The organism is Candidatus Enterococcus myersii (genome assembly GCF_017316025.1).
Taxonomy (GTDB): Bacteria; Bacillota; Bacilli; order Lactobacillales; family Enterococcaceae; genus Enterococcus_C; species Enterococcus_C montenegrensis.
On the sequence record NZ_JAFLVT010000008.1, the window covers coordinates 140,345 to 158,537 of the forward strand.

Here is an 18,193-nt window from a genome sequence, read left to right on the forward strand (position 1 = left end):
TCGCCTCACCAAGCTTACACTTTTTTTGTTTATGCGTCAAAATACGACAAGCAAAATAAAATATGTATGAAAAAAAACTGAGAAAAAATAAAAATATATTGTCATTTTATTGCGTAATTATTTGTAGCGAAGAATTTAATGAGTAAAAACATGCTACACCAATAATAATTGCGGGGCACTAAAATGAGTAGCTTTGAGGAGTAGCTTTTTAGTAAGAAACGGAAATTTTCAATAATTTTTGCGCAAATCACAATCCAAAAGATGTTGGACTACACCTCAAGTTTCAAGAAGTTTTCACTTATAGCCAAAGAAGCTCCTTTTAGCACAGCATTTATACGCAAATAGGAATTTCAGACAAATGAATGTCCCAGCACTTTATCTGCTAACCATTCGCCGAATTCTTACAACCTTTTTTTACAAAGTTTTCCATGTTAAGATGAGTGACAAGAGAAGCTGAATCAAAAGCCGTAAAAAGTAGCGAGAAGAGGATTATACGTGGATGTTTTAACACAATTATTAAAAGAAAAATTTGGCTATGAAAGTTTTCGCGCAGGTCAATTGGAGTTAATTCAAAAAGTTTTGAAAAACGAAAATGTGCTGGGAATTATGCCAACTGGTGGCGGCAAATCCATTTGCTATCAGCTGCCGGCTCTTTTATTAGATGGCTTGACTTTAGTTGTGTCTCCTTTAATTTCTTTAATGAAAGACCAAGTGGATGCATTAAATGAAATGGGAATTGCGGCAACTTTTGTCAACAGCAGTCTGTCACAAGAAGAAGTGAGTGTGCGGCTAAAAGATGCTGCTTACGGAAAATATAAATTGGTTTATGTGGCACCGGAACGATTTGAGATGTTTTCTTTTAAGCAATTGTTGCAACAAGAAAAAATCAGCCTCATTGCAGTGGACGAAGCCCATTGTATTTCCCAATGGGGGCACGATTTTCGCCCCAGCTATTTGCAGTTAGCAAAAGAGATTAAAGCATTGCCTCAAAGGCCGGCAGTTATTGCGCTAACGGCTACGGCAACGCCCCAAGTTGCGGCAGATATTGAAAACAGTTTAGAAATTCCAGCTAACAATAAAGTACAAACCGGCTTCGCGCGGGAAAACTTGGCTTTTCAAGTGGTAAAAGATGCCAAAGACAGCTATTTATTAGAATACTTACGGGTCAATGCCAATCAAGCGGGTATTATTTATGCCAGTACGCGAAAAGAAGTTGAGCGGGTGTATCACTTGTTGAAAAGCAAAAAAATTGCGGCCGGCTACTACCATGGCGGTTTAACAGAAGCAGCCCGCACTAGAGCACAAGAGGCTTTTTTATTTGATGAAATTAAAGTGATGGTAGCAACCAACGCTTTTGGCATGGGGATTAATAAAAGTAATGTCCGTTTTGTCATTCACGCGCAAACGCCGGGAAATATTGAATCTTATTATCAAGAAGCAGGACGTGCAGGGCGAGACGGCTTACCCAGTGAAGCGATTTTGATGTATGCGCCCCAAGATTTACAGGTACAGCAATTTTTTATTGATAATTCCGATATGGAGATTGATTATAAGCAAAAAGAGTATTTGAAATTGCGGGAAATGAGTCAATATGCCCATACTGAAATGTGTCTACAGCGGTATATTTTACGCTATTTTGGCGAAGACGGTCCTGAGTGTGGACATTGTAGTAATTGCTTAGACGAACGGGCAGTTGAAGAGATTACCTTAGATGCGCAAAAAGTGTTGTCTTGTGTAAAGCGCATGGGAGAACGCTTTGGTAAAGCATTAGTTAGCAAAGTTTTGACCGGCTCAAAAGATCAAAAAATTACCCAATGGCATTTTGAAAAGTTATCCACCTATGGATTGATGAAAGACTGGAGTCAAAAAGATGTCAGCCAATTGATCGACTTTCTAACGGCAGAAGGCTATTTAACGCCAACGGAGGGACAATTTCCTTTGCTAAAAATTTCAGCTACAGGTAAAAATGTGTTGTTGGGTCAGCAAAAAGTGATGCGCAGAGCACAAGTAGTGAAAAAATTGGCACCAGATAATGAACTATTTGAAAAGCTGCGGCAATTACGTTTGGAATTAGCCTCAAAGCAAAATTTACCTCCTTATGTTATTTTTTCCGATAAAACTTTGTATGAATTAGCAGAAGTTCAGCCCCAAACTACATTAGAGATGTTGCAAATTAAAGGGGTGGGAGAAAATAAATTGGCGAAATATGGCGAAGCCTTTTTGGAAGTATTACAAAAATAAGCTCTGTTTATAACGAAGTAACCAAATTTGATTTAAAACTCTGGTAGCAACATTTTGAAAGTAAACAAAAAAGTTCCCATTTTGACTTTTTAGTTCCTATCTTTAAAAATGTCACCTACAGGAGTTTTTTTTGTTCAAAAATCTTAATTTGTGTAGTAATGAATGAATATAGAAATATTTTGTGCTTATTTTTGAGAGCGGATCATTGATAGAAATTTTTTTTAACGAAGTTTAGCTGTAAAAAATTTAGTACTTTATGAAAAGTAACAGCATAAAGATTGCGATAATAGAAGTAGGGGTGTAGAATAGTTTTCCGCTTACAAATAGCGACACAAATGCAAATTTAGGAGTGGTGTTCGCATCGACACACAAGCAGAAGAAATGTATTTGAAAAAAGTTTATCACGCCTTGCAACAAGAACAAGAAAAATTGACTGAAACTTTAGCACAAGGGCAAAGTGCTGGGATTGCTGCTTTACAAGAGATGGCCCAGGATGTGCGGTTAAATTTTGATAATTTTGCTGATAATCTGGATACCTATGCCCAATTGGAAATGAAAAATCGCGAAATTGACCAACTGAACTTAAAGCAAGAAACCGCAGCAAATCGCCTCGCGCAAGTGGAGCGTTTATTGCCCCAAGCCTATTTTGGTAAAGTTGTGGTGGATTATTTCGACAATGAAAAAAGCCAGCCTTTTTATATTGGCATCAATGGTTTTAGTTCGGAGAATGAAAATTTAGTTTATGATTGGCGTTCTCCAATTGCTGAGTTATTTTATAATAACGTTTTGGGAAAATCCCACTATTTGGCTAATGGCGAAGAAATTTTTGTTTCCATCGATTTGCGGCGGCAGTTTGTCATTGCCTATGATCAGTTAAAGCATTATTTTGATACCAATATCGCTATTGAAGACGACGTTTTACTTGCGGCACTAGAAAATAGTGCCACTGAGCAGATGCAAGCTATTACAGCCACGATTCAGCAAGAACAAAATGTTATTATTCGTGATCTGGCTTCTGAAATTATTTTGGTGAACGGTGTTGCAGGAAGTGGAAAAACTTCTACGATTATGCAGCGGATCGCCTATTTACTTTATTCTTTCCGCCAACAAATTAGCGCCGATGACGTGTTGATTTTATCCCCCAATGATAAATTTATTCAATATTTAGCTAACGTCTTGCCGGCCTTAGGTGAGAAAAATCCTCGGAATTTGACGTGGCGTAAGTTACTGGTGTGGCAGTTAGATAAAGAGTTGGAAACAGAAAGTGATTACTTTGAGCGGATTACGAAAAATGACGTTTCTGACCAAACAGAAATTCTCCGTAGTCGAAAATTTGCTGAATTTGTTGCCAGTGGCAGTTCTATTTTGCAACAGGGGGATTATTTTCAAGCAATCACACTAAAGAAAAAAGTGATTATTAAAGCAGAGTTATTAGCCGAAATGTTTGCTACGACGCCACCAGATGCAAGTTTTTCCGAGCGACTTCAAGGGGTAGCAGCCAAATTAAATAGTTATTGGCAGCGACGTTTGTTAAAGCAAGCGCAGAAAAAAGCGTGGCAAGATCGTCTCTTAGCCTTATCGGAAACGCAACAACAAAAATATTTTGGACACCTATTGCAAGATGAGTCACCTAAAACACTACAAAAATATACACACAAGCTGTTGCAACAAAAATTTGCTGCTGTCACGGCACAAATTGCCGACTTTTCGTGGCTCCAACCAGAAAAAATGTTGGCAGATTTATATCAAGCCTACACCAATGAAACCTATTTGGCCGCAAAAGTAATGACTGTCGATGAAGCGACGATTGCGTTATTCATCCGACACCGCTTTATCCAAGCCAGCTCGCTTAGCCGGATGCAATATGTTTTAGTAGATGAAGTGCAAGATTATACACCGGCGCAAATTTTTCTACTAAGCCAATTGTTTAAAGCCAGCCGTTTTACTTTAGTGGGAGATAGCAACCAAGCAATTTTTAATACAAATACGGACTTTGCGACGATTGCGGCGATCTTTGAAACTTCTAAAAGACAAGTTACCCGCTATGATTTATTAAATAGCTATCGGTCCAGTGGTGCAATTACAGCCGTCTTCCAGCAATTAGCAGCCCAAGAAAACTTTACTATTGTGCCTGTGCGTCCCAAAGGTAAAGCAGTGACAGTAAAACACCTCGCCGAACTTTCAGATTTAAGAAACATAATAAATGAAATGAAGCCTGTGACGATTATTACGAAAACACAAAAAGAGGCCGATGATTTAACTAAATGGTGGCAAGGTCAAAATGCTGCTTTAAAAAAAGAAGCTAAGGCAAGAGCAGAAGTCACCATTTTACCAATCAGTTTGGCTAAAGGCTTGGAATTTGATCGCGTAATTTTGTACAATGCCACAAAAGAAAATTATGCTAACGATCGCGAACGTAAAATGCTATATACGGCAGCCTCCAGAGGAATGCAGGAGCTTACGATTACGTATTTTGACGGATTAACACCATACCTTAAATTTCTAGCCTAAAAAAATCCGCTGTCAAAACACGTTTAAGTGCTTTGACAGCGGACTTTAAATTTTTTTGAAATTCTATCCTGTCTTGTTACTTGCGAGCTTTCCGGCGCATTCAGCTTTTCTATGTGTCCAGCTTCATGAACTAACTCTCAATGACAATAAGTCAAAATTTTAAGAAATTTGAGGAACAATTTATCAAAATTTCGTCTTATTGCAAGAGAGTTGAACGAGTTCATTCAGCTTTTCTATGATCTAGCTTCATGCACCAGCTCTCTGCGGTAACAAGCCAAAATCTTGAGAAATTTGGAAAACAATTTATCAAGATCCTGTCTTGTTACTTGCGAGCTTTCCGGTGCATTCAGCTTTTCTTAGATCTAGCTTCACAAACTAGCCCGCCAATAAATAAGCCGAAATTTTTAAAAATTTGAGTAGCAATTTTCAAAAATCCCGTACTTATTTTTTGCGGACTGCCCAAGTTTGTTCAGCTTTTCTATGCTTCGGCGTCAAATTTTACTGTGACGTTGCCGTTGATGGCTTTTGTATAGGGGCAAATATTTTCGGTTTCTGCCATATATTTTATGGTGTCTTCTTTACTTAAGCCTTCAATTTTGCCAATTAGAAGGACTTCTAAATGCAAGGTGGTAAAATCTGGCAAGTCGCCAAGCAAGCTGACTTCGGCACGGATTTCACGTTTTTTATCACCTAAACCATCACGTTCTAGTGGAAATTGCATTGCGCCGTTAAAACATGCGGAAAGACCAGCGGCAAATAATTCTTCAGGGTTGGTATAACCTTCTTTTTTTACACCTGTTGTTAAGACATCCAAAGACCCTGTGACAGATTTACTTTCTCCTTCGCGACCACCTGTGTTAATCACTGTTGAAGTTGACATTTTTTTCATCTGTTTTCCTTCCTTTCAAAAAATAATGCTTTAAACATTTGCAACGATAAGGCGTTTTCACCTTCAAATTAACCGTATCACGATTGTAAATAAAAACAAAATGAAGTGCTTGTGTTTTTTTGTTGCAAATACAATAAAAATATTTTAAGATAAACTTATCGCTAAACTGAAATGAGGAAAAATATGACGGAGATTTTACGTGATTTAGGTAAAATTGCGCGAGCGCTAGATTCTATCGCGAATATTGAGTTTAAGGAATTTGCTTTAACCCGCGGGCAATATCTTTATTTGGTTCGGATTTATGAAAATCCCGGAATCATTCAAGAAAAACTAGCCGAGATGATTAAAGTCGATCGTACCACAGCAGCCCGGGCCATTGGGAAATTGGAAAAAAATGGTCTAATTGAAAAGCAGCCGCAATCTGACAATAAAAAAAATAAATCACTTTTTGTGACCAATAAAGGAGCAAAATTGGCCCCAGTTATTCAGGCGGAAAACCAATATTCTAATAAAGTTGCACTAAAAGGATTTAGCGAACCAGAAATGCAGCAATTGGCGGCCTATTTGTCACGGGTACAAGAAAATATCGCTTCAGAGTGGGAATTAGTGAAAAAAGGTGTGACACGACAGTATGACAGTGAAGATTAGTGCAGTAAAGCAAACAGAACTTGAACAATTAAAGAAAATCAGCGAGACAACGTTTAAAGAAACCTTTGCAAAAGATAATACGCCAGCAGATCTCGCTATTTTTTTGCAGCAAAATTATAATTTGAAACAACTCCAACAAGAGCTGGACAATGGCGATTCCTTTTTTTATTTTATTTATCAAGACGCGCAATTAGCTGGTTATTTAAAGCTAAATATTGGCGAGGCGCAAAGTGAAAAAAGTAGCAGCGAAAGCTTAGAAATTGCGCGTATTTATATTTTGGCTGCTTTTAAACGGCAAGGTTTAGGCCATGAGCTAATGCAATTTGCAGAAAAGGTAGCAAAAGAAAAACAGAAAAAAGAAATCTGGTTAGGTGTCTGGGAATACAATCCAGTAGCAATTGCTTTTTATAAGAAAATGGGGTTTGTCAAAAAAGGAGAACACGTTTTTACGATTGGCACAGATGATCAAACAGACTGGGTCATGACAAAATATTTGAATTAAAAAATCTTGGAGGGAAATAGATGAAAAAAATTATTGTAGATGAAAACTTTTGGGAGCTCTTTCCTGAAGCTGAAATTTTTATCGTAACGGCAAAAGAAATTAATAATCAAGTTAATGAAGAAGATGATCCGTATTTTTCTGATTTATTAGCAAGAGGCAAACACGATGCGCAAAAATTTTTGACGGCAGACTCTTTTAGTCAAAATGAAGTCATTCAAGAATGGCGCCAGGCGTTTAGCCAATTTAAAACTAAAAAAGGTGCCCGTTCGTCAATTGAAGCTTTATTAAAACGGGCGAGCCAAGATCGTACATTTAATCCCATTAATCCTTTAGTGGACTTGTATAACAGTGTCTCATTGAAATACGCCGTTCCTTGTGGAGGAGAAGATATCGCCTCACTTTCAGGGGATTTGCATTTGGGTAAAGCCAAAGGGGGCGAAAGTTTCAAACCGCTGGGAGCTAACGAAGATGCCCCGGCGCTCCCTGAAGAAATCATTTATTATGATGAAATTGGTGCTGTTTGTCGCTGTTTTAACTGGCGAGAAGCCCAACGCACGATGCTACAGGAAAATACAACGGACGCAATTTTGGTCATTGAAGCGATCAATGCGCAACAAGCTATGCGGGCTAAGATGGCGGCGGCCGAATTAAGCCAGCTGATAGAGGGCTATTTTAAAGTTAAAACAACCACCGCAACGTTAACTAAAAAAACACCGGAACAACAAATTTAATAAAAAAACTGTAAAGAATGAAAGTGGCAGGTAATTGTATTGCCAGCAAGTAATTTCTTTGCAGTTTTTTCTTTTTTTAAAAATAAAAAGGATAACTATCGTATTATTTGCAAATTTTTATCAAGCTAGCTAAAATTTTTAGTGAGAAGTGATAATATTCACAAAAAAGTGTTTGACTTTTCTGACAATTCAACTTAGAATATAACACAACCAATTTTATATTTTTGACGGTGAAAAGAAGAGTAGTAAAAAAATACTGTAAAGAGAGCCTTTGGTTGGTGAAAAAAGGACAGTTACTTTTTGCGAAACACATCTTGGAGTTGCATGTTTGAAAAAAAGTAAAAGATGCCGGGTTAGCCCGTTACAGCTGCGGTCATTGTTGGATGACTAGACAAAAAGGCTGACGACTAAAAGTGCCAAGATACGCACATTTATGAAAGCAATAAAATGCACCGTTTGTTAGCTTGATCGCTTGAGGTCTATCTTTGGATAGATAAATTGAGGTGGAACCACGCATTTTAGCGTCCTCTGACTTTGTCAGGGGGCGCTTTTTTTCAACTATTAAAGTATAAAATTTTTGCCAGGGGAGGGAATTTAATGGAGATTCCAGTAAATATTTTGCGCCAAGAAGAATTAGCAGCTTTAAAATTGCGGGCTTTATATGAAAAAGCAAACTTTAACCTGTTTTGCTTAAATAGTTTTGAAGAATACAACTTTTATTTGGAGAAGAAAGATTTTTTAGCAGATGACGATGTGATTAAATTTAATGCTGCTGACGGGAGATTGTTGGCTTTAAACCCCGATGTCACGCTATCGATTGTCAAAAATACACCAGCAAATGAAAGCAGGCGCCTATATTACAATGAAAATATTTATCGCCATAATCGCCACACGAATGAATATCAACAAATGAATCAAGCCGGCATCGAGATTATTGGCGACGTGTGCCGTAAAGCCGAATTAGAAGTGATTCAACTGGCGATTGCATCTTTAGAAGTAATTGGTCAAGCAAAATTGGAATTTTCCCACAGTGGTTTAGTAGCCGCAATTTTGGCTTTATTTCCTGATAACCTTCAAGGGGATGTTTTCAGCAGTATTAAAAGTAAAAATGGCGAAGATTTGAAAGTATTGGCGCAAACGGCCAATTTAAAAAAAGATATGACGCAAAATTTGTTAGCACTTTTGCGTTTGAGTGGTGAAATCAATGAGTGTTTGAAAATAGCTTTGGAACTAACTAAAGGCTTGCCGCAAGCACACCAAGCGTTATTAGAGCTAGAGGAGTTAGCGGCAGCATTACTAAAAGAAGAAGTTACGCCCCGTTTGTTATTTGATTTATCGACAGTCAACGATACCAATTATTATAGCGGGATTATTTTTCAAGGCTTTGTCCCGCAAGTGCCACAGGCGATTTTATTTGGCGGGCGTTATGATGGCTTGCTGCAATCTTTAGGTAAAACACAAGCTGCGATAGGTTTTGGCATTCATTTAAATGCCATTGGCAATAAACAAGATAGTCTAAAAAGTGAACAAGACGTCATCAATATCGCGCTGCCAAAAGGGCGAATGGGAGAAAAGATCTATCAAATGTTCCACGATGCCGGTTTGTGTCAGGAAAATTTGTTGGATGAAAGTCGGAAGCTGATTTTTACCGATGAAAAAAAACAGCTTCGCTTTTTCTTAGTGAAGCCGAGTGATGTTGCTAGTTATGTTGAACACGGTGCTGCGGATATCGGGATTGTTGGTCGGGATATTTTATTGGAGACAAAGGCGAATGTTTTAGACGTTTTGCGTTTTGCGATTGGGCAATGTGATATCGCCATTGCTGGTCCCAAAAATTTTCAAAAAGATACGAGTCGTCCGCTAAAAGTGGCGACCAAATATTCCAATATCGCGCGAACTTATTTTAGTAGCTTAAGCCAGCCAGTGGAATTGATCTATTTAAATGGTTCGATCGAATTAGCACCTTTAGTGGGATTAGCAGATGTGATTGTGGACATTGTCGAAACCGGCACCACCTTAAAAGAAAACGGCTTGGCTGTTTTGGAGAAGATTACGGATTCATCGGCCCATTTAGTTGTAAATAAAACATCTTGGCGCTTTAAACAAAGGCAGATTAAAGAAATCATTCAGAAAGTGGGGGCAAAAAATGATTAAAATTTTACCAGAGTCAGAAGTAGATTTAGCACAAATTACCACGAGCACATCTGGGAATACCGCTGAATATACGCAAGTGGTACAAACAATTATTGAAGACATACAAGAAAATGGAGATGCGGCATTAACGGAATATACTAAAAAATTTGATGGCGCAGTCATTTCTGATTTTAAAGTAACCAAAGCAGAAATAAAAGCGGCTATGACAGCGTGTGACCCCGCCTTTTTAACTGTTTTAAAAAAAGCACAACAAAATATTGCCGCCTTTCACGAAAAACAAAAAGAAAATGGGTTTATGCTCGAAAAAGAAGGTGCTGTGATGGGGCAGCGGGTGATTCCCTTAGCTAAAGTGGGTGTCTATGTGCCAGGGGGGACGGCTGCTTATCCCAGCACCGTTTTGATGAATGTCATCCCGGCTAAAATCGCCGGTGTCAAAAAAATCGTGCTGGTGACGCCACCGCAAAAAGACGGAACGATTGCTCCGGCAATTTTAGCCGCTGCTAAAATTTGTGGCGTTGATGAAATTTATAAAGTCGGCGGTGCCCAAGCTGTTGCAGCTCTAGCCTACGGGACCAAGACCATCCCGGCAGTAGATAAAATTACAGGCCCGGGGAATATTTATGTCGCAACTGCTAAACGCCTCGTATACGGCCAAGTCGACATTGATATGATTGCCGGTCCCAGCGATGTTTTAATTGTGGCAGATGAAAGCGCGAAACCAAATTTTCTAGCGGCTGATTTATTAGCCCAAGCCGAACATGACGTAAATGCGCAAGCCATTTTAGTCACTACCAGTAATGAAATTGCCCACGCCACAGCAAAAGAGATCAAAAAACAAACGGCAACTGCGCCGCGTAAAGAAATTATTACCGCGTCTTTGGCAAATAAAGGTTGCATTATCGTAGTGTCAGATTTAACGGCTGCTTTAGCGATTGCCAATGAAGTGGCACCAGAACACTTAGAATTGTGCATTAAAGAACCTTTTGCAGCTTTAGGTGCTATCACGAATGCGGGGAGTGTTTTTTTGGGCAACAATACACCCGAAGTTTTAGGTGATTACTTAGCAGGCCCCAATCACACGCTACCAACTGAAGGAACCGCGCGTTTTTATTCTCCGTTATCGGTAGCGGATTTTCAAAAGCGTTCCAGTTATTTATATTACGGAGAATCTGCCTTACAAGCAGTCTGTGACGATGTGATTTTATTTGCTGAAACGGAAATGTTATTTGCCCATGCAAATTCTATGAAAGTACGAGGAGGTAGTCGATGAATTATTTTGCAGCAAAACTTGCAGCACTTGCGCCTTATGTTCCCGGTGAACAGCCACAAGTTGAAGTGATTAAGCTAAACACCAATGAGAGTCCGTATCCACCGGCCCCAGCTGTTAGTGAGGCAATCGCAGATGCGGCAAAAACTTTAGCCCGCTATCCCGATCCTGATTGCCAAAAACTGCGGCAAGTCCTAGCGCAGCATTTTGCCGTTACACCAGCAGAAATTTTTGTCGGCAATGGCAGTGATGAAGTTTTGGCCTTTTGTTTTCAAGGATTAATGAATGCAGGCGTGGCTTATCCTAATTTGACTTACGGTTTTTATCCAGTTTTTAGCCAACTGTATGATATTGCGGCAAAAGAAATTCCTTTAGCACCGGATTTCAAATTGAATTTAGCGAATTACAAAGATGAAACAGGAACCGTAATTTTTGCAAATCCCAATGCACCCACAAGTCTGGGTTTACCAGCAAAAGAAATTGCCGCTTTTGTGGCAGAAAAGCCAGAACGGCTCGTGATTGTCGATGAGGCTTACGTGGAATTTGGTGGTGAATCTATGATTTCTTATGTGAAAGAATACGATAATCTTTTAGTTGTCGGCACTTTTTCCAAGTCGTGGCAATTAGCAGGAGCCAGATTAGGCTATGCTGTGGGGCAACCAGCCCTGATTGCCGCCTTGAATAAATTGAAGTTTAGTTTTAATCCATACAGTATTAATACCATGACCGCCGCCGCTGGCATTGCCGCGTTAGAAGATAGTGCTTACCACGCTAACTGTTTAACGCAAATTATCAGCGAACGAAAAAAAACGGCCGCCGCATTAAAAAAACTAGGCTTTACCGTATTGGCTAGTCAAACCAACTTTTTATTTGTCACCCATCCTAAAATTAGTGGTGAAGTGATTTATGAAAAATTAAAAGCACAGCAGATTTTTGTCCGCTGGTTTAATCAGCCCCAAATTAAAGACTATATCCGCATCACGATCGGCACACCACAGCAGATGCAGCAATGCCAAGTGGCAATTGCCCAAATTATAAAAGCAGAAGTTTAAGTTCAAATAAAAATGCAGGATACAAAAGGAGGCCAAAAAAATGCGTCGTGCAGAAATTATCCGCAATACGAGTGAAACAAAAATTAAGTTGAAGCTAAATATCGATGGCACCGGTCAGCAAGTAATTAAAACAAAAATTGGTTTTTTAGATCATATGTTGGAATTATTTACCCGTCATGGTCGCTTTGATATTGAACTGGAATGTGATGGCGACATAGAAGTTGACGGGCATCACACAACAGAGGATATCGCCATTGTTTTAGGACGAGCTTTTTCAGAAGCTTTGGGCGATCGACGAGGAATCAAACGCTATGGCAGTATGATTTTGCCTATGGATGAGACGCTGGTGATGGCCGCACTAGATATTTCCGGACGAGGCATTGCTTGTTTGAACGTGCATATTCCCGCTAGCCAAATTGGGAGCTTTGATACGGAATTAGTGGAGGAATTTTTTATCGCCTTTGCTAGAGAGCTGGGAGGTGCCATTCACTTGCAACAATTAGCAGGAAAAAATAGTCACCATATTGTGGAAGCTTGCTTCAAAGGTTTTGGGCGCGCATTAGCAGAGGCCTGTGGGATCAATGAAGTAGCACCAGATGAGATTCCTTCAACAAAAGGTACAATTTTGTAGGCAATAAATCGAGTTGTCGTAAGTTCAAACAGTTCGGCATTAAAAAAGTCAATTCAGGTGACCAAAACCGTCACATAAATTGCCTATGTATAATGCTCACTGTTACCCCGAACTTGAGACAACATCTAAAGGGGGGAGAAGTTTTCGTGATTGCGATTATTGATTATGGTGTGGGGAATTTGTTTAGTTTGCAGAGCTCGTTGCATTTTATTGGCGCGGATGTGATCGTCACACGTGATGTGGCAAAAATTCAACAGGCAGATAAAATTTTATTGCCGGGAGTGGGGGCTTTTGGCGATGCAATGGGGAAATTACAGAACAGTGGTTTGGCAGACGTAGTGAAAACTGAGGCACAAAATGGAAAGCCATTGTTAGGAATCTGCTTAGGGATGCAGCTGCTTTTTTCTGAAAGTCATGAGTTTGGTGTTCACAAGGGTCTGGATTTAATTTCTGGCAGGGTGGTCTCTTTAAGGTCGGCCTTTGACAAGCAGCAAATTGAATTAAAAGTACCACAAATTGGTTGGAATAAATTAGTTCTAAAACAAGATTCACCGCTATTAAAATATGTAGCACAAGGGGATTTCGTTTATTACGTCCATAGTTATTATGCCAGTCAGTGTGACAAAAGTGTGGCGGCTTTTAGCGATTATGGGGTGAAAATCCCAGGGTTGGTACAAAAGGGGAATGTTTTTGGTACCCAATTTCATCCTGAAAAAAGTGGTGAAGTGGGCTTGAATATTTTACGGGCATTTACGGAGGTGAAGGGATGATTATTTTACCGGCAATTGATTTATACGACCGCAAAGTTGTACGACTTTATCAAGGAGATTACGACCAGCAGGAAGTTTTTGGCGATGATCCCCTTGAATTTGCCAAAAGTTTTGCCACAGCGGGTGCAAAATATTTACATTTGGTCGATTTAAATGGGGCCAAAGAAGGCACGAAAAAGCAATTTGATTTAGTAGCAGAAATTGTACAGCAAACGGATTTATTTGTTGAATTAGGCGGCGGTATCCGTAGCGAAGCAGATATTGAAGATTGTTTGACAGTCGGCGTAAAGCGGGTTATCTTAGGAACGATTGCACAAAAAAAACCAGAATTTGCAAAAGCCATGATCGCCAAATACGGTGAAAAAATTGCGGTTGGTGTCGATGCCAGAGAGGGAATGGTGGCTGTTAACGGTTGGCTTGAAACCACCCAAACAGACGCTTACACGTTTTGCCAAGAATTAGTGGCGGCAGGTTGTCAGACGATTATTTATACAGACATTGCTAAAGACGGTACTGGCGCGGGGATGGATATTGCTGCCTATCAGAAATTAAATCAGTTGGGCTGTAATATCGTAGCTTCTGGTGGTGTGGCAACAATAGAAGATATCAAAGGACTTGTTCAAGTAGACACATATGGCACGATTGTCGGAAAAGCTTTGTACAGTGGACAACTGGATTTAGCGGCGTGTCTTTTTGCCGCGGAGGTGAAAAAATGATTGCCAAACGAATTATTCCTTGCCTTGACGTGCGAGATGGACGCGTAGTAAAGGGTGTTAATTTTGCAGGAATTAAAGATGTGGCGTCGCCGGTAGAGCTGGCAAAAAAATACGATCAAGCAGGCGCAGATGAGCTAGTTTTTTATGACATTACTGCTTCAGCGGAAAATCGCGGCTTGTTTACTGATATTTTGCAAGCGGTGGCCAAACAAGTTTTTATTCCTCTAACGGTTGGCGGGGGCATTAATACAGTTGATGATTTTGATCGGGTATTAAAATGCGGCGCCGATAAAGTTAGCGTTAATTCAGGGGCAATCAAAAATCCGCAACTGATTGCTGACGGGGCACAACGTTACGGTTCCCAATGCGTCGTTTTATCAGTGGATGTAAAAAAAGTTGCGGACAAGTGGCACGTTTTTACCAAAGGCGGCAGAGAAGATACCGGGATTAATGCTTTGACGTGGATTAAACAAGGAGAAAAATTAGGCGCTGGCGAATTGGTCATTAATTCGATGGATACCGATGGCGTGAAAACAGGCTTTGATTTGAACTTGTTGCAGGCAGTGGCCGATATTTCCCAATTGCCGATTGTAGCTTCTGGTGGTGCAGGTAGTAAGGTTGATTTTTATCAACTATTTCAAAATCCGCGAATTGATGCGGGACTAGCAGCTTCTATTTTTCATTATGATGAGATTCCAATTCCAGTGTTAAAGCAATATTTACTAGAGAAAAATATTCCAATCCGCAACTGAGAGGGGACAACCAAATGGAAGTAAAAAACTTGAACTTTGACGAAAATGGCTTGATTCCTTGTGTGGTACAAGACTTTTATACAAAAGAGATACTGACGCTAGCGTATATGAATGAAGAAAGTTTACAAGCCACATTGAAAGATCGGCAAATGACTTTTTTCTCCCGCAGTCGGCAAGAATTATGGCGCAAAGGAGAAACAAGTGGTAATAGACAAACATTGATTTGTTTAAAAGCAGACTGTGACCAAGATGCGTTAATAGCAGAAGTAATTAAGGCAGGACCGGCTTGCCATACGGGGGCAGAAAGTTGTTTTAATGAACTTTTGTTTAAAGACAGTACCCAAATAAATATTTCGATTCCAGAGCTTTACGAATTGGTTTTAGGGCGTAAAGAGGCACCGCAGGAAAAAAGTTATACCAGCTATTTATTTGCCAAAGGAAATGAAAAGATTTTGAAAAAAATCGGTGAGGAAGCGACAGAGGTGGTTATTGGCGCGATGAAAGAAAGCAAGGAAGAGACAACGTATGAAATTTCTGACTTGATTTATCATTTACTCGTTTTAATGGCCAATAACAACATTACGCCAGCTGAAATTATGGCCGAACTTTCCCGTCGTCAAGTGGTGGATCAAAAGACCAAGCAAGAGACGATGAAATAAGGGGGTGCGGCAATGTTTTATTCAAACGCCCATACTCACAGCGATTGGTGTGACGGAGAAAATACCTTAGCGGAAATGGCGCAAGCAGCTGAAAAGCTAGGCTTTACCGATTTAGGTTTCACCAGTCATTCACCAGCTCCTTTTGATCTTACCTGCTTAGGTGTGAAAGACGAAAGTGCCTATCAAAAAGCCGTACGCAGTTTAGCTGAAAAAAGTTTGCTACAGATTAGTTGCGGATTGGAATGGGATTATTTTAGTAAGACACCGATTAGTGGCTATGATTATTTTGTCGGTTCTGTCCACTATTTGCCCCCGCGAGCAGGTGTGTATCGCAGTGTGGATGATACGCCGAAAAATTTTGCTAAAACTTTACAGGAGTGGTATGACGGTGATTTTTTAGCTTTGGCGCAAGATTATTACGATTTAGTTGTAACACATATTACACAAAACCAGCCCAAAATCGTTGGTCATTTTGATTTGGTTACAAAATTTAATAATACGTTACAGTATCTAACCGCTAAAAATCAAGATGCCTATGAACAACTTGCTTTAACTGCTTTAAAAAAAGTTGTTGCAGTCATTCAAAAATATGATGGTTTGGTGGAAGTCAATACTGGCGGCATGAGTCGAGGGTGGACAAAGCAGGCGTATCCGGCCAAATTTTTGTTGAATTATTTAGCCAGTGAAGAAGTGCCAATCATAATCACCAGTGATACACATCAAGTAGACACTTTAGCATATGCCTTTGAGGAAACGAAAAAGATTCTACAGTCAGTTGGCTTTAGCAGCAGTTGGCAGTTAAAGGAGCGAAAATTTGTCCCTGTAGCCTTTTAATAAAAAGCAAAAAACCCTCCAGCAAAGTTAGTATTTTTTGCTGGAGGTTTTTTTTGACAGAAAATCTCGTATCTTTTTTAAACTAGTAATAACTGATCGTCTTTTAAATTTTCACCGCTATTTTGATGAAACAGTGTCATCAAATCAGGTACTGTCAATTGACTTTTCTTTTTGCCGGCAATATCCACGACAATTTTGCCTTGATGGAGCATGATTAAACGATTGCCGTAACGAATGGCGTCTTTCATGTCATGGGTCACCATGAAAGCCGTCAGTTTTTCTTCCTTAATTAAACGCTCTGTCAGATCCATAACTGTCGCTGAAGTTTTCGGATCAAGGGCAGCCGTGTGTTCATCTAACAAAATTAATTCGGGACGTTGTAAGGTCGCCATGAGCAGCGTAATCGCTTGGCGCTGACCGCCAGATAATAAACCAATTTCTGCATTTAAACGTGCTTCTAAACCTAAATGTAGCGTAGCTAATTTTTCTTTGAAAAATTCTTTTTGCTTTTGTTTGACGCCCATTGAAAAGCCGCGGGAATGGCCACGTTTCATGGCTAAAGCCAAATTTTCCTCCACTGTTAAACGAACGGCAGTCCCCATTTTTGGATCTTGAAAAACCCGACTAATATCTTTGGCCCGTTTCGTAACAGACTGGCGGGTAATATCAGTCCCATTTAACATAATTTTTCCAGTTTCAGTTGGAATTGTGCCTGCAATGCTATTTAAAAGCGTGGACTTACCTGCGCCGTTTCCGCCGATAATGGTAATAAAGTCGCCTTTGTTCATGGTTAAGTTGATGCCTTTTAAAACGTGATTTTCATTAATTGTGCCTCGTTCAAAAGTTTGCTGTAAATTTTGGATTGCTAAGACTTCACTCATGCTTTTTGGCCTCCTTTACCAGCTTTTGGCAGGAATTTTTGGCGGAATTGTGGCATTGCTAGACAAATAACTAAAACGATAGCCGAGGCAATTTTTGCATCCCCTGGTTCGACGTTAAATTCAAAAACAACCCCTAAAATTAACCGGTAAATAATCGCGCCTAAAACAATTGTTAGCATGCGCACCAATAAGGTTTTATTGTGGAATAAAACTTCTGCGATGATAATGGAAGCCAAACCGATAACGATCGTTCCCACGCCAGAATTCAAGTCGGCAAAGCCGTTATTTTGCGCTAACAAAGCGCCAGAAAGTGCAACACAGCCGTTTGAAAGCATGTATCCAATCATTTTCATATTGTCGGTATTGATTCCGTTTGCCTCACTCATGGCCAAATTATCACCGGTCGCACGAATTGCCAACCCGATTTCGGTGCGGAAAAATAAAAATAAAATGAAGACAACTAGCAACGTAAAAGCAGCACCGGCAATAATGACGGCATTAACTTTTTCAATGCCTAAAGCTTGCAACCCAGAAAAAACGGTTTTTTCCCCTAACAATGAGATATTGGGTGCACCCATTACACGATTGGTAACGGAATAAAGCCCCGTCATGGTAATAATCCCCGCTAAAAGAGCAGGAATTTTTAATTTGGTGTGTAAAATCCCTGAAACCAAGCCTGCTAAAACACCGCCTAAAAATCCTAATAGACTAGCTGCAAAAGGGTGGATACCATTGGTGATGCTAATTGCTGTAATACCCGCGCCTAAGGGAAAACTTCCCTCGGCTGTTAAATCGGCAATATCTAAAATGCGGTACGTTAAAAAGACGCCGATACCTAACAGTGCCCACAATACTCCTTGAGATGTGGCAGACTGCACTAAGATAAAAATCGTGTCTAAAATATTCATACACTTTCCTCAAATCCTAATTATTTTTATCCAAAAATTTAGATTCT

At 39.7% G+C, this 18,193-nt stretch carries 17 protein-coding genes and 1 other annotated feature; of the genes, 14 read left to right on the forward strand and 3 right to left on the reverse strand.

Annotated features, from left to right (window positions below; genetic code table 11):
- Positions 1-495: 495 nt before the first annotated feature.
- Both recQ and JZO76_RS06075 read left to right on the forward strand, forming a co-directional pair.
- Positions 496-2,241 (forward strand): DNA helicase RecQ, encoded by a 1,746-nt coding sequence (gene recQ / locus JZO76_RS06070; RefSeq protein WP_206903259.1) that lies wholly within the window; start codon positions 496-498, stop codon positions 2,239-2,241.
- Positions 2,242-2,622: 381 nt separating this feature from the next.
- Positions 2,623-4,752: a HelD family protein gene (locus tag JZO76_RS06075; RefSeq protein WP_206903260.1), complete on the forward strand. Its 2,130-nt coding sequence runs from the start codon at positions 2,623-2,625 to the stop codon at positions 4,750-4,752.
- A gap of 478 nt (positions 4,753-5,230) precedes the next feature.
- On the opposite strand, the gene JZO76_RS06080 is transcribed toward JZO76_RS06075, so the two are convergent.
- Positions 5,231-5,641: an Ohr family peroxiredoxin gene (locus tag JZO76_RS06080; RefSeq protein WP_206903261.1), complete on the reverse strand. Its 411-nt coding sequence runs from the start codon at positions 5,639-5,641 to the stop codon at positions 5,231-5,233.
- Between the two features lie 183 nt (positions 5,642-5,824).
- Here JZO76_RS06080 and JZO76_RS06085 point away from each other — a divergent pair, with 183 nt between their 5' ends.
- The 12 genes from JZO76_RS06085 (at position 5,825) to JZO76_RS06140 (ending at position 16,357) form a co-directional block, all read left to right on the forward strand.
- Entirely contained in the window at positions 5,825-6,289 is a 465-nt protein-coding gene (locus JZO76_RS06085) for a MarR family winged helix-turn-helix transcriptional regulator (protein WP_206903262.1), read from the forward strand.
- Complete coding sequence (locus JZO76_RS06090) at positions 6,273-6,791, forward strand: GNAT family N-acetyltransferase (RefSeq protein ID WP_206903263.1); 519 nt, start codon at positions 6,273-6,275, stop codon at positions 6,789-6,791. Before JZO76_RS06085 ends, JZO76_RS06090 begins: the two co-directional genes overlap by 17 nt.
- A gap of 20 nt (positions 6,792-6,811) precedes the next feature.
- Complete coding sequence (locus JZO76_RS06095; protein ID WP_206903264.1) at positions 6,812-7,522, forward strand: B3/B4 domain-containing protein; 711 nt, start codon at positions 6,812-6,814, stop codon at positions 7,520-7,522.
- Positions 7,523-7,743: 221 nt separating this feature from the next.
- Positions 7,744-8,054, forward strand: a binding site (T-box leader).
- Positions 8,055-8,119: 65 nt separating this feature from the next.
- Positions 8,120-9,676: an ATP phosphoribosyltransferase gene (gene hisG, locus JZO76_RS06100; RefSeq protein WP_206903265.1), complete on the forward strand. Its 1,557-nt coding sequence runs from the start codon at positions 8,120-8,122 to the stop codon at positions 9,674-9,676.
- Entirely contained in the window at positions 9,669-10,946 is a 1,278-nt protein-coding gene (hisD, locus tag JZO76_RS06105; RefSeq protein WP_206903266.1) for a histidinol dehydrogenase, read from the forward strand. Before hisG ends, hisD begins: the two co-directional genes overlap by 8 nt.
- On the forward strand, positions 10,943-11,995 hold the full coding sequence (gene hisC, locus JZO76_RS06110; protein ID WP_206903267.1) for a histidinol-phosphate transaminase: 1,053 nt from the start codon (positions 10,943-10,945) through the stop codon (positions 11,993-11,995). Before hisD ends, hisC begins: the two co-directional genes overlap by 4 nt.
- 40 nt (positions 11,996-12,035) lie before the next feature.
- Complete coding sequence (gene hisB / locus JZO76_RS06115) at positions 12,036-12,626, forward strand: imidazoleglycerol-phosphate dehydratase HisB (RefSeq protein ID WP_206903268.1); 591 nt, start codon at positions 12,036-12,038, stop codon at positions 12,624-12,626.
- A gap of 146 nt (positions 12,627-12,772) precedes the next feature.
- Positions 12,773-13,396 carry an imidazole glycerol phosphate synthase subunit HisH gene (hisH, locus tag JZO76_RS06120; protein ID WP_206903269.1) on the forward strand — a complete coding sequence of 208 codons (624 nt, stop codon included), beginning with the start codon at positions 12,773-12,775 and terminating at the stop codon, positions 13,394-13,396.
- The gene (gene hisA / locus JZO76_RS06125; RefSeq protein ID WP_206903270.1) at positions 13,393-14,112 is read left to right on the forward strand and encodes a 1-(5-phosphoribosyl)-5-[(5-phosphoribosylamino)methylideneamino]imidazole-4-carboxamide isomerase; all 720 of its coding nucleotides are present in this window, start codon (positions 13,393-13,395) and stop codon (positions 14,110-14,112) included. Before hisH ends, hisA begins: the two co-directional genes overlap by 4 nt.
- A complete protein-coding gene (gene hisF / locus JZO76_RS06130; RefSeq protein ID WP_206903271.1) occupies positions 14,109-14,864 on the forward strand; it encodes an imidazole glycerol phosphate synthase subunit HisF in 756 nt (251 codons plus the stop codon). The genes hisA and hisF overlap by 4 nt, the downstream gene beginning before the upstream one ends.
- A gap of 14 nt (positions 14,865-14,878) precedes the next feature.
- Positions 14,879-15,523 carry a bifunctional phosphoribosyl-AMP cyclohydrolase/phosphoribosyl-ATP diphosphatase HisIE gene (gene hisIE, locus JZO76_RS06135; protein ID WP_206903272.1) on the forward strand — a complete coding sequence of 215 codons (645 nt, stop codon included), beginning with the start codon at positions 14,879-14,881 and terminating at the stop codon, positions 15,521-15,523.
- A gap of 12 nt (positions 15,524-15,535) precedes the next feature.
- The gene (locus JZO76_RS06140) at positions 15,536-16,357 is read left to right on the forward strand and encodes a histidinol-phosphatase HisJ family protein (protein WP_206903273.1); all 822 of its coding nucleotides are present in this window, start codon (positions 15,536-15,538) and stop codon (positions 16,355-16,357) included.
- 77 nt (positions 16,358-16,434) lie between these two features.
- Here JZO76_RS06140 and JZO76_RS06145 read toward each other — a convergent pair whose 3' ends face one another.
- A complete protein-coding gene (locus JZO76_RS06145) occupies positions 16,435-17,238 on the reverse strand; it encodes an ABC transporter ATP-binding protein (RefSeq protein WP_206903274.1) in 804 nt (267 codons plus the stop codon).
- A complete protein-coding gene (locus JZO76_RS06150; protein ID WP_206903275.1) occupies positions 17,235-18,146 on the reverse strand; it encodes an ABC transporter permease in 912 nt (303 codons plus the stop codon). The genes JZO76_RS06145 and JZO76_RS06150 overlap by 4 nt, the downstream gene beginning before the upstream one ends.
- Between the last annotated feature and the right edge of the window lie 47 nt (positions 18,147-18,193).